At 26.8% G+C, this 16222-nt stretch carries 10 protein-coding genes and 1 pseudogene; 5 read left to right on the top strand and 6 right to left on the bottom strand.

The window, feature by feature from the left end:
* Nucleotides 1-8: 8 nt before the first annotated feature.
* Together ileS and BN1173_RS04290 are read left to right on the top strand one after the other, a co-directional pair.
* Entirely contained in the window at nucleotides 9-3143 is a 3135-nt protein-coding gene (gene ileS, locus BN1173_RS04295) for an isoleucine--tRNA ligase (protein ID WP_040236871.1), read from the top strand.
* A pseudogene (locus BN1173_RS04290) lies at nucleotides 3131-4025 on the top strand (lipoprotein). Before ileS ends, BN1173_RS04290 begins: the two are co-directional and overlap by 13 nt.
* 13 nt (nucleotides 4026-4038) lie before the next feature.
* Here BN1173_RS04290 and BN1173_RS04285 read toward each other — a convergent pair.
* The 3 genes from BN1173_RS04285 to BN1173_RS04275 form a co-directional block, all read right to left on the bottom strand.
* A complete protein-coding gene (locus tag BN1173_RS04285; protein WP_040236868.1) occupies nucleotides 4039-4668 on the bottom strand; it encodes a copper homeostasis protein CutC in 630 nt (209 codons plus the stop codon).
* Nucleotides 4669-5607 (bottom strand): ROK family protein, encoded by a 939-nt coding sequence (locus BN1173_RS04280; protein WP_040236866.1) that lies wholly within the window; start codon nucleotides 5605-5607, stop codon nucleotides 4669-4671.
* Between the two features lie 164 nt (nucleotides 5608-5771).
* Nucleotides 5772-6905: an RNA-guided endonuclease TnpB family protein gene (locus BN1173_RS04275; RefSeq protein WP_040236864.1), complete on the bottom strand. Its 1134-nt coding sequence runs from the start codon at nucleotides 6903-6905 to the stop codon at nucleotides 5772-5774.
* Nucleotides 6906-6959: 54 nt separating this feature from the next.
* On the opposite strand from BN1173_RS04275, the gene tnpA reads away from it, so the two are divergent.
* Complete coding sequence (gene tnpA / locus BN1173_RS04810) at nucleotides 6960-7358, top strand: IS200/IS605 family transposase (protein WP_082020259.1); 399 nt, start codon at nucleotides 6960-6962, stop codon at nucleotides 7356-7358.
* 62 nt (nucleotides 7359-7420) lie between these two features.
* Here tnpA and BN1173_RS04400 read toward each other — a convergent pair whose 3' ends face one another.
* From BN1173_RS04400 to sbcD, 3 genes are all read right to left on the bottom strand, one after another.
* Nucleotides 7421-8335, bottom strand: coding sequence for an SbcC/MukB-like Walker B domain-containing protein (locus BN1173_RS04400; protein ID WP_180338387.1), 915 nt, complete (start codon nucleotides 8333-8335; stop codon nucleotides 7421-7423).
* Nucleotides 8336-9769: 1434 nt separating this feature from the next.
* Nucleotides 9770-10288 (bottom strand): AAA family ATPase, encoded by a 519-nt coding sequence (locus BN1173_RS04390; protein ID WP_246040066.1) that lies wholly within the window; start codon nucleotides 10286-10288, stop codon nucleotides 9770-9772.
* A complete protein-coding gene (gene sbcD, locus BN1173_RS04260) occupies nucleotides 10275-11507 on the bottom strand; it encodes an exonuclease subunit SbcD (RefSeq protein WP_040236862.1) in 1233 nt (410 codons plus the stop codon). Before sbcD ends, BN1173_RS04390 begins: the two co-directional genes overlap by 14 nt.
* A 76-nt stretch (nucleotides 11508-11583) precedes the next feature.
* Here sbcD and topA point away from each other — a divergent pair, with 76 nt between their 5' ends.
* Both topA and BN1173_RS04250 read left to right on the top strand, forming a co-directional pair.
* Nucleotides 11584-14121 (top strand): type I DNA topoisomerase, encoded by a 2538-nt coding sequence (gene topA / locus BN1173_RS04255; RefSeq protein WP_040236860.1) that lies wholly within the window; start codon nucleotides 11584-11586, stop codon nucleotides 14119-14121.
* A 3-nt stretch (nucleotides 14122-14124) separates the two neighbouring features.
* On the top strand, nucleotides 14125-16222 hold a 2098-nt coding region (locus tag BN1173_RS04250; RefSeq protein ID WP_040236858.1), incomplete at its 3' end, for a helicase-related protein.

The raw sequence follows: 16222 nt of genomic DNA, 5'->3' as shown, positions 1-16222 counted from the left end.
GAAATTTTATGTTCAAAAAAGTAGAAAATAAAGTACATTTTCCCCAATTAGAAGAAAAAATATTACAATTTTGGAATTATAATAAAATTTTCGAAAAATCGATGAAACAACGAGAAGGATGTGAAGAATTTACATTCTATGATGGTCCACCATTTGCAACAGGGCTTCCCCATTTTGGACATTTTGTCCCAAATACAATTAAAGACATAATTCCAAGATATCAAACAATGAAAGGAAAGCATGTCAAGAGATATTTTGGATGGGACACTCATGGATTACCAGTAGAATATGAAGTAGAAAAATCTTTAAAATTATCTGGGAAATATGAAATAGAACAATATGGTATCGATAAATTTAATGAAGAATGCAGAAATATAGTTTTAAGGTACACAAAAGAATGGAAAAAAATAATAACACGACTGGGAAGATGGGTTGACTTTGAGAATAATTACAAAACAATGGATCTAACATTCATGGAATCCGTATGGTGGGTATTTAAAACCCTTTACAATAAAGGTTTAATTTATGAAAGCTACTATGTATTGCCATATTCTCCAAAACTTGCAACTCCTTTATCAAATTTTGAGGTCAATCTTGGTGAATACAAAGAAATTCATGATCCATCATTAACCATAAAATTTAAAATCAAAGATAAAAATGAATATCTGCTTGCATGGACTACAACTCCTTGGACATTACCCACAAATCTTGGAATTGCTGTTGGGAAAGACATAGATTACTCTAAAGTACTTGATCAAGAAAAAAATGAAATATACATAATAGGAACAAAAAGATTAAATCACTACTATCAAGATGAAAACAAATACGTAATAATAGAACAATTTAAAGGTGAACATCTCAAGGGAATAGAATATGAACCACTATTTAATTACTTTGTAAACCAACGGAACAAAGGAGCTTTTAAAATTCATACAGCAGAATACGTTACAACCGATGACGGAACAGGAATAGTACACATTGCACCATTTGGAGAAGAAGACTATCAAATACTTAAAAAAAATACTCAAACCGATATGATAACACCTATAGATGCCGAATGCAAATTCACAAGCGAAGTTAAAGATTTTGAAGGATTATTTGTTAAAGATGCAGATAATAAAATAATAGAAAAATTAAAATCAATGAATCTTTTATTCAAAAGAGAAAACTATTTACACAGATATCCATTTTGCTATAGAACAAACTCACCTCTAATTTATAGACCTATAAGCTCATGGTTTGTCAATATTGAAAAAATCAAAGAAAAACTTATAAGATCAAATGAACAAATAAATTGGATACCTGAACATCTTAAAAAGGGAAGATTTGGAAAATGGCTAGAAAATGCAAGAGATTGGGCAATAAGTAGAAATAGATTTTGGGGAAATCCAATACCAATTTGGAAATGTTCAAAAACAGGAAATAAAATATGTATAGGATCTAAGGAAGAATTAGAAAAATTATCAGGACAAAAGATTATCGATTTACATAAAGATAAAATCGATAAGATCACCTGGCCTAGCGAATATGGTGGCACATATGTTAGAACAAGTGAGGTTTTAGATTGCTGGTTTGAATCTGGTTCAATGCCTTACGCAAGCAAACATTATCCATTTAAAGACAAAGATAAATTCCAAAATATCTTCCCTGCCGATTTTATTGCAGAAGGCTTAGATCAAACAAGAGGATGGTTTTATACATTAACAATTTTAGGAACTGCTCTTTTTGAAAAGACAGCATTCAAAAATGTAATAGTTAATGGACTAGTATTATCTAGTGACGGCAAAAAAATGTCAAAATCACTCAAAAATTATACAGATCCAATACAAATAATAAACACATTTGGAGCAGATGCCTTAAGACTTTATTTGATAATGAGTCCAGTAATAAAAGCTGATGATCTAAAATACAGCGATGATGGGGTTAAAGATGTCTTAAAAAATATTATAATCCCTATTTGGAATGCTTACTCATTTTTTATAACTTATGCAATCATTGACAAGTTTACACCTAATAATCATGTAAATCTATATAAAAACAATATACTTGACAAATGGATAATTAGCGAAATTGAAAGTTTAAAGCAAATACTAAACGAAGAAATAGATAAATATAACTTAACAAAATCAATAGACGTACTTATTACATTCATAGACAAGTTAAATAACTGGTATATAAGACGATCAAGAAGAAGGTTTTGGAAATCTGAAAATGACAATGATAAAACAGATGCTTATGAAACATTATATTATACTTTAAAAAACTTAATGCTAATGCTTGCACCATTTATCCCTTTTTTAACAGAAGAAATATATCAAAATTTAAAGACCAAAAATGAAAAAGAATCTATTCATTTAAATGATTATCCTCAATCAATCAAGGAACTTATTAATATAGAACTTGAAGAAAAAATGAATTTCACAAGAAAAGTAATAACAATTGCAAGAGCACTAAGAGCATCACACAATATAAAAATACGAAAACCTATTAAAACAATATACATCATCACCAAAAATCATAAAGAACAAAATACTCTAAGAGAAATGACAGAAATAATACTTGAAGAGATTAATGCAAAAGAAATAAAAATAAAATCCAATGAAGAAGAACTTGTAACTTATAAAGCAAAAGCAAATTTCAAAGAACTTGGAAGCAAACTCGGCACAAATATGAAAGCAGTAGCATTAGCAATAACGAAACTAAGCAATGAAGACATATTAGAAATAATAAATGGCAATAAACATACAATTACAATTAACAATAATACATATGATATAACACTAAAAGATATAATACTCGAAAGACATGAAAGAAAAAATTTAAAAGTAATTAATGAAGATTCTATAACAATAGGACTAGATACTTTAATTACAGAAGAATTATATCTAGAAGGACTATCACGAGAACTTATAAGGAAAGTACAAAATTTAAGAAAAGAAAGTAATTTCAATGTTACTGACAGAATAATACTATATACAAATAATGATGAAATACTTACAAAAATAATCAACAATTTTGAAAATTATATTAAAACTGAAACTTTGGCAATAACAATAGAAATTAATAATAAAAAAGCCTTAACAACTTTAGAACTAGATGAGGAAATATTAGTAAATATAGGTATAGAAAAATGCTTAAATTAATTATTAATATTTGTATTGCTATGCTTTTAATAGGATGTGTAACTCTAACTTACCATCCACCTAAAAAAAATACATCTTCAATCATGTTATTAGACTCCTCATCAGATATATATGCTTATATAAATTTATCTAAAAACAGATTCATATATAGTGAATTCGAAATGAAATATAAAATAGGTCTTCATACTGTTGGTAATTTATATTTAAGCTACACAAAAAATCCAGAAACTTTTTCATTAATAATAACAGGCAATTTTCCCAAAAGCATATTTTGGAAAATAAACAATCATCCGAATTTTCAATCATGCGGAAATATATTTATGAACCCAAAATGGAAAATAAAAAATTCAAACATATATATAACCCCAACTAAAGACAAAAAAGGTATATTAATCAATCAAAAAGAAATAACTCATCAAAATACAAACATACTCATAACAAAATACATTGATATCATTGATCAACATGAAATATTTATTTTGATCAATGATATCACTAAACTAATTCCAAACAACATCAATAAAACAAATTTAATTCCCTTTAACAAAGGAATTTTCATTGCAAATAGTGCAAACGACAACGAATATAATTTTAAAGCTTATCTAAACACTAATAACCCCAAAATACTCTCTATTGCATCAAAAAAATTAATACCAAGTATCCTTAAACATACAACAAAAATAATAATTTCAGGACTTATAACATCTAAAATACAAGATAAAAATACCATAGAACTTCAATTTAATGTTAATAAAATGAGTATTAAAGATATTTATAACAAATTTAATATATACTGAAGCATCAAATTTAAACATAAAAAGTAATGTTATACATAAATTAATACACCTATTTCCAATACAAGTTCTAAATTCAAAAAAATGACAAGAAATTAAAATTAAAATAAACTTAAATCACCAACAATAAGCCTACCATGATAAGCTTTTGCACCCAAAATAGCATCAATATTATCAATATTAGATTTATTAACTTTCCCAGCAACAACAATTTCTACCTTATTTCGACTCATCAATATTAAATCTTTAAGTATCATAAGTGAATCTTCTGCTTTAAGACCTCCTCCTGAAGTCAATATCCTGTGAACACCAATATCCAAAAGATTAGCCACAGAATCTTTAATATTATGAGTTTCATCAATTGCTTTATGAAAAGTAACCTTTAAAGGATAAGAAAAGTTCAACAAATATTTGGTTTTCTCTATATCAATTTCACCATTATCTCTTAAAATACCAAAAACAACCCCTTCAACCCCAAGACTTTTACAAATTTCAATATCTTCTTGCATAACCTGAAACTCTAAAGTAGAATACACAAAATTACCACCCCGTGGTCTAATCATCACAACAATAGGAATATCCACCAAAATTTGTTTCAAAATTTTTATGGTACCATAAGAAGGTGTAGTTCCTCCACAAAACATATTTTCACAAAGTTCAATTCTATCGGCACCAAGTTCTACAGCACGTAAAGCCTCTAATACATTAAAAACACATGCCTCTTTTACCATTTAAACATCCAAATTACACAATAATCTATTTATAGCAAAATAATGATATAACGCCCCAATTTTTCCAGAATCATTATTAAATTTAGCTGTTTCAAGTTTGACAAGTTTTCTAATATCATTATCATAAATACATGCCAATTCTAAAGACCATAAATTTTCTAATTTATCATATATTCTACTTATTAAATCCGATCTTGAACTTATCCCACCTCCAATTAATATCTTTTCAGGATTTAAGACAAAAATTAAATTAAAAATACCAAATGATAAAGTTTCAAAAAAATAATCTATTTCATTTTTAACATGAAGATTACCATTATCAGCAAGTTCAAAAACATATTCTCCAGAAACATTATCCAATTCCATTTCTAAACGACTAGCAACTCTTCGTCTTAAAGCTGCAACAGAAGCTAAAGATTCCCATCTACAATTAAAAGGAATATTATTATCAAGACCTCTGGTAATCATAAATCCAATTTCACCAGACATAAAAGAATATCCTCTTACAAGCTTCCCATTAAGAAATATTCCAGCACCAATGCCTGTTCCAAGCGTTAAAGCAATAAAATCATTAGAATGAACAGCATTACCTTTAAATTTTTCTGCTAAGGCCACACAATTAGCATCATTTTCAATTTCAACATTTACTCCTGTTAAATTTTCAAGCCTCTCTTTTAAAGGATAATTAGTAAAACCCTCAATGGCATTCACTCTAATAACAAGACCCCTAGGATCAACAAAGCCAGGAATACAAATTGCAACACCTTCAACATTATACTCTCTCTTGTAAGAATTAATTATATCAACTAAAATGTCAACTTGATCATCAGCAGTAGCACCCGATTTAACTTCGAATTTATCAAGAAAATTACCATTACCATCTGCAAGAGAATATTTACTATTAGTGCTTCCAACATTAATCGCAATATAATATTTCATACAATTCTCCATATCTTAAAATATTCAAATAATTATACAATGAAAAAGTGAACTGCTATTTCTAAATCAAAGATTATAGAAATAGCTTCTTGTTTCATCCCATGATAGCTTTTTAGGTTCTATAAGAACGGTCATCCACTAGAGCATGGTCCACAAGCTTTACTTCAGGCAGTTCCTGCCTTAGTTTTTATTTCCTTATAATAATAAGCTTTAAGATTTAGAGCTGCATTTATATCTCTATCGTGCAAAGTGTTACAACTCCTACAACTCCACCTAATATCACTTAATTTTAGAGTTGTATTTTTAATACCGCAATTGTTGCATAGCTTGCTTGATGGAAAATATCTATCAACTTTATGTAAATAGGCTCCGCACCACTCTGATTTATATGATAATTGTCTTACAAACTCATGCCATCCCAAATCATTAACACTTTTGCCAAACATTCCTTTTTGCATACTTTTAATTGATAGGCTTTCTATTACTATATTTTTATAATTAGCTACAAAATAATAAGATAATTTATGTAAAAAATCTTTTCTTTGATTTGAAATTTTCCTATGCAACTTGGCAACTCTTAATCTAGATTTAGCTCTATTTTTAGAGCCCTTTTGTTTTTTTGATAGTTTTCTTTGGCATTTCTTGAGTTTACGTTCATTTTTTAGTAAACATTTGGGATGATTGATTTTCTCACCTTCACTACTTACTAGAAAATGCCTCATACTCATATCAATACCAACTATCTCTTTTTTATTGCATTTAGTTTTATCGTTATTTTTAACATCTAAGCACTCAACTGCTACTGAAATATAATATTTATCATCAGTATCTTTTTCTACTACTACATTTTTAATAAGTTCATTGCTTTTAATATTCCTATGTAGAGCTAATTTTACAAATCCTATCTTAGGTAGCTTTATATAATCATTTTCTATTCTTATTGAGTTTTTTTGATTATTAGTTCTAAAGGTTTGTCTATTTTTCTTACTTTTATATTTAGGAAATCCTTGTGTTCTATTTCCTTTTTTAATTTCTCTAAAAAAATTACTATACGCAGAATTTAAATCAATCCATGCGCTACAAAGAGCTAAACTATCAACTTCCTTTAAAAATGGAAATTCATTTTTATAATTACTTGGATTAACGCTAATACTTTTCTTATTCTTTTCATAATAGTCTCTCTTATCACTTAACATTTTGTTATACAAAAATCTTACGCATCCAAATACTTTTGAAAAGTATTTCTTTTGATTAGTGTTAGGATATATTCTGTACTTATAAGCTTTATTAGCACCCATATGTTTTGTTATTTTATAATATTTAACTTGCGTTGCAAATTCATCTCCACCTAAATTTCAATAAATTACTGCGTATATTCTATTAATTATCACCTAGTATTAGTTACTAAATATAGGCATAAATGCATAAATGCCGAGCTTTCATCTTTTCTTTACCAAATAATACTTAATATATGTTCTTTATGGAAAATAACCCTTAATGAATTCAACCATGATAAGGATCATATTCATTTATTACTAGAATTTACCCCCAATATTCAACCTTCTAAATTTATCAATAATCTAAAAACAGTATCGTCAAGGCTTATAAGGAAAAAATATTCTACTCATTTAGATAAATATTATTGGAAACCTTATTTTTGGTCTAAAAGTTATTGTCTTATTTCTACTGGAGGAGCCTCTATTGATATCATCAAAAAATATATTCAAAATCAAAATAAATCCATTTATTAACAAATTCATCTCCGCCTAAATTTCATAGAAATTATAGGTGGAGATGAATTTGTTATTATTTGTTAAAAACTCTCTATAGTAATTATAGAAACTGTAGAAACTTTCTCTACAACTATTTGCGTCTTAATTTCTTCCTTTAAATAAGAAACATGAGATATTATACCTATTTGACGCCCATCGATACGCTGTAAATCAGAAATTTTTGGTATCACTACTTTTAAAGTGTCTTCATCAAGACTTCCAAAACCCTCATCAAGAAAAAACGCCTCTATTTTAAGATCACTATCCCTGATCATATCTGAAAAAGCTAAAGAGAGAGATAAAGATACAAGAAATCTCTCACCACCAGATAAAGTTTTAACATTACGAGTCATATTTCCATCCCTTTTACTCCTAACTAAAAAATTAAAATCTCTACTACCTGTATTAATTTCAAGATCAAAATCAGGAAGAATAATGCTTAAATATTTCTTATTCGCTATACTAAGAATTTCATCAATCAAAAAACTTTGAACATAATATTTTAAACTAGGAGATACAGTAATAATTTTTTTTAAAATTTCAAGTTTATCATTACGTTCATTGATATTGATTAATTTACTATTGATATTCCTTAAATTAATTTCCTGTTCATTAAGTTCTAATTGAAGATTTTGTACACTTGAAAAAGCTGCATCATACTTACTAATCTCTTTAGAGAAAACTTCAATTTGAGACATAAAATTAAACTTTAATTTTAAAAAATGTTCCAAACTATTTTTGCTAGGAGTTAAAGAATCAAGAAAAACAATGGGATCTGTATCACAAGTATTACCTCGCATTGCTACTTTGAAATTTAAAAAATTAGAAGTAAAATTATCTAACTCATCTTTAAGCTCTATTTTAAAATTTAACATAGTTTGTTTTATAAATTCAATTTGACTCTCAAGTTTCAATTTTTCATTGTTTATATTGTCAAGACACACATTAAATTTCATACGATCATTTTCTATATTTCTTTGAGAAATTAAAAATTTTTCAAATTCTTCCTCTAATAAAGTAGGATCACTAAAATGAACAAGAGTAAATTAATATTAGACTGTAAATTTTTTGTTTTATCGATATTGTCTTTAATTTTTACATCGTTTAAGGAAATTTTAGAATTTAACCCTTTAAGAATTAATTTCAAAATATGACACTTTTTTAATATTTGGGAACAAAAACCAACATCTTATTNNTATCAGAATAATCTATATATTTATGAAATAAATTTTGGCCAACTCTTTTTAAAATTTCTGAATCATTTTTCTTAAAATTTGCAACACAACCTTCCCATTTAATCTTATTTTCTTTATTACGCAAGATATCCAATCTCAAGATATCCAATTCAGATTGTAAAACTTGAAGCTTTGAATTTAATTCTAAAAGATCATTTAAATTACTAATTTTTAACTTTTCTTTTCCTTGATATGCTCTATATGCATCTTCAAGAAACTTAAGATTTTCTATATCTCTTTCAACCAATTCTTTATTTTTAATAAGATGTTCCAAAAATTTTTCATAAAAATCAATCTTAATATTCATACTAACAACTTGAGAAAAGTCATTATTTTCATTATCCAAGTTTAACAATAACGACAATCCATTTTTATATTTCAATATTAACTCTTCATAAAATCCTTTTAATAACTTTAATGCCTCATAATAAACATATTTATCAAAATCAAATGTTACCTCTTTTAAAGCAATACTTTTAATTTCAACATTCTTTTTCCTTTGTTTTTCTAACAATTTCTTCCTTTGAATTTCCAACTGTCTCTCTTTTACAAGCAATACATTATAAGCTTTCTCATCAAATCCTATTTCACAAAAAATAGCATTTTCATAGTATAGTTCTTTTATATAATCAAAATTAAAATTATCTAAATCCAAATATTTTAATTCTTCTAAATCTTTTTGAACTCTTGAAAATTCATAAACAAACTGACTCTTATCATTTAATAATTCAATATGCCTTCTAACAAAGTTTTTTAAATCCAAAAAATCATCAGAATGATAAAATGCAAGTCTTTGATCCAACTGAGATTTGATCTTTGACTGCAAATGATGCTCATGCTTTAATTTTTTTCGACTCTCAATCTTAAAAGACAAGTCTAATTTTAGATTATCAATTCTACACTGCTTATTTAAATAATTTCTTAAAATTGTCTCTAACTCTTTCACAGATAACTATTAACTTATAAACATTATCAAGATTTTTTTTCAAAGATTCTATATCAATTAAACTCAAAATCTCTTTTAATTCATTGATTTTCTTTTTATTAATACTAACTCTATTTTTTTCCTCAGTATCTAAAAATATCAATTTTTCCCGATTAAATTTTGTAAGATCTGATTCTTTGTATTATATGTGTTATATAGATCATATTTTTTTAATCCTTAAAAAGTAAGTTGAATAAAAAAAATGATGCTTTACTCTTTGGATTTGAAGTTAAAAATTCCTGAAAATTTCCTTGGGGCAAGATAACAGTTTGGCAAAACTGCTCAAAATCTAATCTACAAAGACTCTTAATATAAACCAAAACATCATCTCTGTTTGCAATAAAGTTTCCATCACTAAGACAATTTAGCACCATACTCTTTGGCGTTTCTTTTTGTCTTATATGAAGTTCAATAAACGATTCATATCTCTTCTCAGAAACAGTAAAAGTAAGTCTCACATAAGCACTATCAAAACCTTTTGAGATAGAATCTGAAATATTTTTATCAAGCCTATAAACACGTGCATAAAGAGCAAGCGTAATACAATCTAAAATTGTACTCTTTCCAGCTCCTGTATTCCCAGAAATTAAAAAAATTCCAGACCTTCTTAAAACAGACACATCAAAATTAATTTCATACTCACCTTTATAAGACGCAATATTTTTAAATATTAATTTATTTATCCTCATATTCCCCTGCTCTTCCCTTCAGTAATACCTCTTCAAAAAGAGCAATAAGTTCTTCTTCCTTAAATTTATTTCTTCTCTTAAAACCACCCACAATATCCCTTTTCAATTTTTCTTGAAAAAAATACTTTTCATCTCTATTTAACACTTCATCTCTACCAAGCAATTTACGCTCATTTTTAAAAGACTCTTCGCCTGAATCTTCCAAATTATAATAAACATCAAATATATTAATGAAACTTGATTTTATTAAATTATAAATTTGCTCCTCAAATTCTGAATTCACCCTATCATTAATTTCAATTTTTAAATAACAAAGATAAGAAATTTCATTCTTAATCCTATTTAAATTATTAATCACTTCTTGAAAAGAACCTTTCAAAAAATACAATTTACCAAATATAGGAAGTAAAACCCTATTTTGCTCAACCAATTTATTATCACAAAAAAATAAAACGTTTACATATTTTTTAACATCCTCATCAAACGAATACTGAATTGGAGAACCCGAATACACTATATTCTCTTTTAATCTTTTAAAATTATGAATATGTCCAAGTGCAACATAAGAAAAATCATTACCAAAAACATTAACGGACAAAATAGGGGTGTTAACAATAATATCAGTCATACCACCACTAGAAAAAAAAGAATGTGCCATTAATATCTTAGGAACGTCAAAATAATCTCCAGAGAGCAATTTAAGAATATCTGTTATCCGAGTTTCATAAGCTTTTTCAAAATTATCAAGAAATACATCATTATTCAAATCTATATTTTGATAATCTGAATCTAAAAGAAATCTTTCATTAACATAAGGCATACATACAATAACAAATTTAACATCATTACCATCTTTTAAAAGAATTAAATGATTATCAATGTCATCTCCTGTTACCAAAAAAAAATTAAATTTTGAAAGTATCTTCTTATGAATATTAAAATAATCTTTCTTATCATGATTTCCAGCAATAACTACACACCATTTACAAGACGTAAAAGACAATTCATAAAAAAAATCATTTATCAACTTTTGCTCTTCAATGCCAGGTCTCTTTGAATCATAAACATCACCAGCAATAAGCAAAAGATCAATTTTTTCATTCACAATGAATTTCAATAAAAAATTTAAGAATTGTTGTTGTTCACCAATTCTAGAAAAATGCCCAATTTTTTTACCAATATGCCAATCAGATGTATGTAAAATTTTATAGATACTCATAAAATACCGTGCTATTTTAGATCACCTTCTTTTTTTAATTTATAGATTATGTTATATTATATATATAAAGGGTTTTATGCAACAAAAAAGATTAATAATAGTAGAATCACCAACAAAAGCAACAACAATAAAAAAATATCTAGACAGCTCATTTTCTGTGGAGGCTTGTATAGGGCATATAAGAGACTTGCCAAACAGCGCCAAAGAAATACCAGAAGAATATAAAAAATTTGAATGGGCAAATCTATCGATAGATTACCAAAATGATTTTAAGCCACTCTATATTATTCCAAGTAATAAAAAAATGATTATTGAAAAACTTAAAAAACTCATAAAAGACCAAGATGAAATATATCTTGCAACTGACCAAGACAGAGAAGGCGAAACAATAGCATTTCACCTAAAAGAAGTATTACAAATCAAAAATTACAAAAGAATGGTATTTCACGAAATTACAAAAAGCGCAATAATTGACTCACTAAATAATACAAGAGAAATTAATATGAATTTAGTTAATGCCGGTGAAACAAGAAGAATACTCGATAGACTTTATGGATATACTATTTCTCCTTTACTTTGGAAAAAAATTGCCTATGGACTTTCTGCTGGCAGAGTACAATCTGTAGGACTTCAATTAATTATAGAAAAAGAAAAATCAAGAATAAATTTTAAAAAAGCTAACTATTACTCAATTACACTTGAATGTAAACATAACAAAAACAATATACAACTTAAACCAACATTAGAAAAAATTGACAATAAAAATGTAGCCGAAAGTAAAGACTTTGAAAATGATACAGGAACTTTACATGAGCCTAATAAAACAATCCTTATAGACAAAATATTAATGAATTCAATCATAAAAGAGCTAAAACAAATAAACAATATAGAAGTAATTTCAATTGAAACAAAAGAAATCAAACTTACTCCTCCAAAGCCATTCATAACATCATCATTACAACAAGAAATAAACAGACGATTAAAAATAGGAACAAAACAAATTATGAGTTATGCACAAAAACTATATGAAAGCGGATACATAACCTATATGAGAACAGACTCTTATGAGATTGCAAAAACTGCAAAAGAAAAAATAAAAAACATTATAAGACAAAAATATGGAGAGGAATATATAGAAAAAAATGACAGAATATATACCAAGGCTAAAATGGCTCAAGATGCACATGAAGCCATCAGACCTTCTGAAATGTTCACTCCTCCTGAACAAATACAAATTGAAAGCGAAACAGCTAAAGAAATATATAAAATAATATGGGATAGAACCATTTTATCTTGTATGAAAGATGCAATAAAAAAAATGGGAAAAATAAAATTTAAATATAAAAATTTAACCTTCAAAGCAAATTTTACAAAACTTATTTTTGATGGCTTCTTGAAAAATAATAAAGAATTTCATGAAGATAACATAATAGATTTTTCACTTATAAAAGAAGGAGATAAATTCACTATATTGAATATAAAACCAGAACAACATGAAACAAAACCCCCATTAAGATATACAGAAGCATCACTTGTACAAAAACTTGAAAAAGAAGGCATAGGTCGTCCTTCAACTTATGCAACAATAATATCAACACTATTTGAAAGAGAATATGTATTTAAACAAAATAACACATTAATACCAACAATAAAAGGAGCTGCAGTCATAAATCTTTTAAAAAAATATTTTCCAATACTAATTGAATTGCAATTCACATCTAATATGGAAGAAAATCTAGACAAAATTGCAATAGGCAAATTAGATAAAATACAATATCTAAATGCATTTTATAATGGAAAAGAAGGTCTCAAGAACACAGTAAGTAAAATAGAACCTATGATCAGTCCTGAAGAATTTAGAATGGTATATGAATATAATAATGACAAACAATTTAATTACAAAATTAATATTGGAAAATTCGGGCCATACTTAATTTTTAATGGAAATAATTATGCAATAAATTTAACAACACCTCTCGAAAATTTGTATAAAAAAGATGAAATACAAAAAATAATAACAGAAAAAGAAATACAACCTAATATATTAGGGGTTGATCCTGCAACAGGACTTAACATAATATATAAAAATTCAAAATACGGAGGAATTATCCAACTCGGCGAAGACATTTATGAACCACAAGGATTTACAAAAACAGGCAAACCAAAAAAACCTAAAATAATTAAAGCTAAAAAAGTTTCAACAAAAAATATAGAATATGAAAATATCACGCTAGAACTTGCTTTACAATTGCTCTCCCTTCCAAAAGTAATAGGCAAATATCCAAAAACCAATGAAAAAATAATTGCTACTACAGGAATCTTTGGAGACTATATTAAAACTGAAAACGATAGCATAATATGTCCACTAAAAAAAGAAATGAAAGCATATAAAATCACACTCGAAGAATCAATTAAATTACTAGACACAAAATTAGCAAAAAACGGAATTATTGTAAAAATAATATCTCTATCTAAAAACAAAATTGGAAATAAAATCTATATTTACAAACAAAATGATAAATTTTATGCTAAAATTAAAAGGAAAAAGGTTGATTTGCCTACTAATATCGACCTTAATCAAATAGATGCAACTTATGTTTTTGGACTAATGTAGGATATGAATGATTTTGGACTCCCCATTTACAAATACAAAGATGATTTAATTAAAAAATTAAGCACAAATAGTGTCTTGATAGTAGAAAGTCCAACAGGAAGTGGAAAAACTACACAAATACCAAGAATAATATATGAAGCAGGACTTGCAAAGCTTGGCAAAATTGGTGTAACGCAACCAAGAAGAATAGCCACAATATCAATAGCAGAATACATTGCAAAACATATTGGTGTAAATCTTGGAGAAGAAGTAGGTTATAAGATAAGGTTCCAAGAAGTCATAAGTCCCAAAACAAAAATTAAATTAATGACTGATGGCGTCTTACTACAAGAACTCAAAAAAGACACATTACTTTACGAATATGATGTCATAATAATAGACGAAGCTCACGAGAGAAGCTTAAATATAGATTTTATATTAGGACTCCTTAAAGATATATTAAATAAAAGAAATGATTTTAAAGTCATAATTTCATCAGCTACAATAAATACAAAAATATTTTCAAAATATTTTAACAATGCCCCAATACTTAGCATAGAAACGATTACCTATCCTGTACAAATAATTTATAATCCACCACTACTTAATACATCAAAATCAATGATACTAAAAATAAAAGAAATCATTGCTGGAATAATCAAAGAAAAAAAAGAAGGGGATATTCTTATATTTCTATCTGGAGAGAAAGAAATAAAAGAAACAATAAAAGAAATTCATGCATTGAACCTCAAAAAAGATTTGATAATATTACCATTGTATGGTCGTATGGCAAAAGAAGCACAAGAACAAATATTCATGCCTACACCAAAAAATAAAAGAAAAATTATAGTATCAACAAACATAGCAGAAACGTCAATTACAATTGAAAATATTAAAATAGTAATTGATAGTGGTAAGGTAAAAACAAATAAATTCCAGATGAAAACTCATACCTACTCATTACAAGAAGTACCCATTTCAAAATCATCTGCAACACAAAGAGCAGGAAGAGCAGGAAGGCTTTCAAAAGGCACATGTTACAGATTATACAAACGAGATGAATATCAATTAAGAGATGAATATCAAAAAGAAGAAATATACAGAACTGATCTCTCCGAAGTAATATTGAGAATGGCAGATATTGGTATTAAAAATTTTACGAAATTTGACTTTATTTCTAAACCCTCAATCAAATCTATCCAAACAGCAAGTGATATATTAAAATCTCTAGATGCAATAAATGAAAAAAATGAACTTACAGAGATTGGTAAGTACATGATAATCTTTCCCTTAATACCAATACATTCAAGGGCTTTAGTAGAAGCAATGATGCACTACCAACAAGCAATATATCCAACAACAATTGGACTATCATTTCTGTCAACAAGTGGAATATTTTTACTACCTCAAAATGAAGAAATAGAAGCCAGACAGGCTCATCTTAAATATAAAAATTCCCTAGGAGATTTAATAGGATTTATTAATATATTTGAAGATTATAGAAAAGCCATTAACAAAGAAGACTTTGCAAAAGAAAATTATTTAGATTTACAAGGACTTGAAGAAATTAATAATGTACAAAGACAACTTGAAAATATTGTAAGCAGTTTTGATATACCAATTGTACATAAAAATGAAATTGATCACGAAGGATACTTAAAATCCATAATGAGAGGAATGAAAGACTATATTTGTTTTAAAACTTCAAAAAATAAATACAAAACAATAAAAGCTCAAAACGTAGTAATTCATCCTGGTTCACTTATTAACACAGATTCAGTAAAATACTTCGTAGCAGGAGAAATTATAGAAACTAGTAAAAGGTATGCTAGGGCAATTGGAGTACTTAAAAAAGAATGGCTTAATAATATCCAGTTCGAAGAAAATAAAAACATTCCTCAAAAAGAAAACAAACAATCACATCATTCCCACAAAAATGATATATTACACAAAGAAAATAAGGATTCACTAAAAAAAGAAATCAAAATTGGAGGAAAAAAATTTTATATTCAAAATGAATATAAAAATCAATTAACATTTAGCTTAAAAGAAATTAAACAATTAATTTCAAAAGGTTTAAAAAATGAAGAAGAAAAAGCAATAAAAAATGTCCTCGCAAAAC

This window comes from Borrelia crocidurae (assembly GCF_000825665.2).
Classification (GTDB): Bacteria; Spirochaetota; Spirochaetia; order Borreliales; family Borreliaceae; genus Borrelia; species Borrelia duttonii.
The sequence above is the reverse complement of the archived record's forward strand: the minus strand, read 5'-3'. Positions and strand labels throughout refer to the sequence as shown.

Coding starts and splice junctions, on each gene's coding strand:
- ileS (WP_040236871.1), top strand. CDS start 9: ATGTTCAAAAAAGTAGAAAATAAAGTACATTTTCCCCAATTAGAAGAA.
- BN1173_RS04285 (WP_040236868.1), bottom strand. CDS start 4,668: ATGGTAAAAGAGGCATGTGTTTTTAATGTATTAGAGGCTTTACGTGCT.
- BN1173_RS04280 (WP_040236866.1), bottom strand. CDS start 5,607: ATGAAATATTATATTGCGATTAATGTTGGAAGCACTAATAGTAAATAT.
- BN1173_RS04275 (WP_040236864.1), bottom strand. CDS start 6,905: ATGGGTGCTAATAAAGCTTATAAGTACAGAATATATCCTAACACTAAT.
- BN1173_RS04400 (WP_180338387.1), bottom strand. CDS start 8,335: ATGAAATTTAATGTGTGTCTTGACAATATAAACAATGAAAAATTGAAA.
- BN1173_RS04390 (WP_246040066.1), bottom strand. CDS start 10,288: ATGAGGATAAATAAATTAATATTTAAAAATATTGCGTCTTATAAAGGT.
- sbcD (WP_040236862.1), bottom strand. CDS start 11,507: ATGAGTATCTATAAAATTTTACATACATCTGATTGGCATATTGGTAAA.
- topA (WP_040236860.1), top strand. CDS start 11,584: ATGCAACAAAAAAGATTAATAATAGTAGAATCACCAACAAAAGCAACA.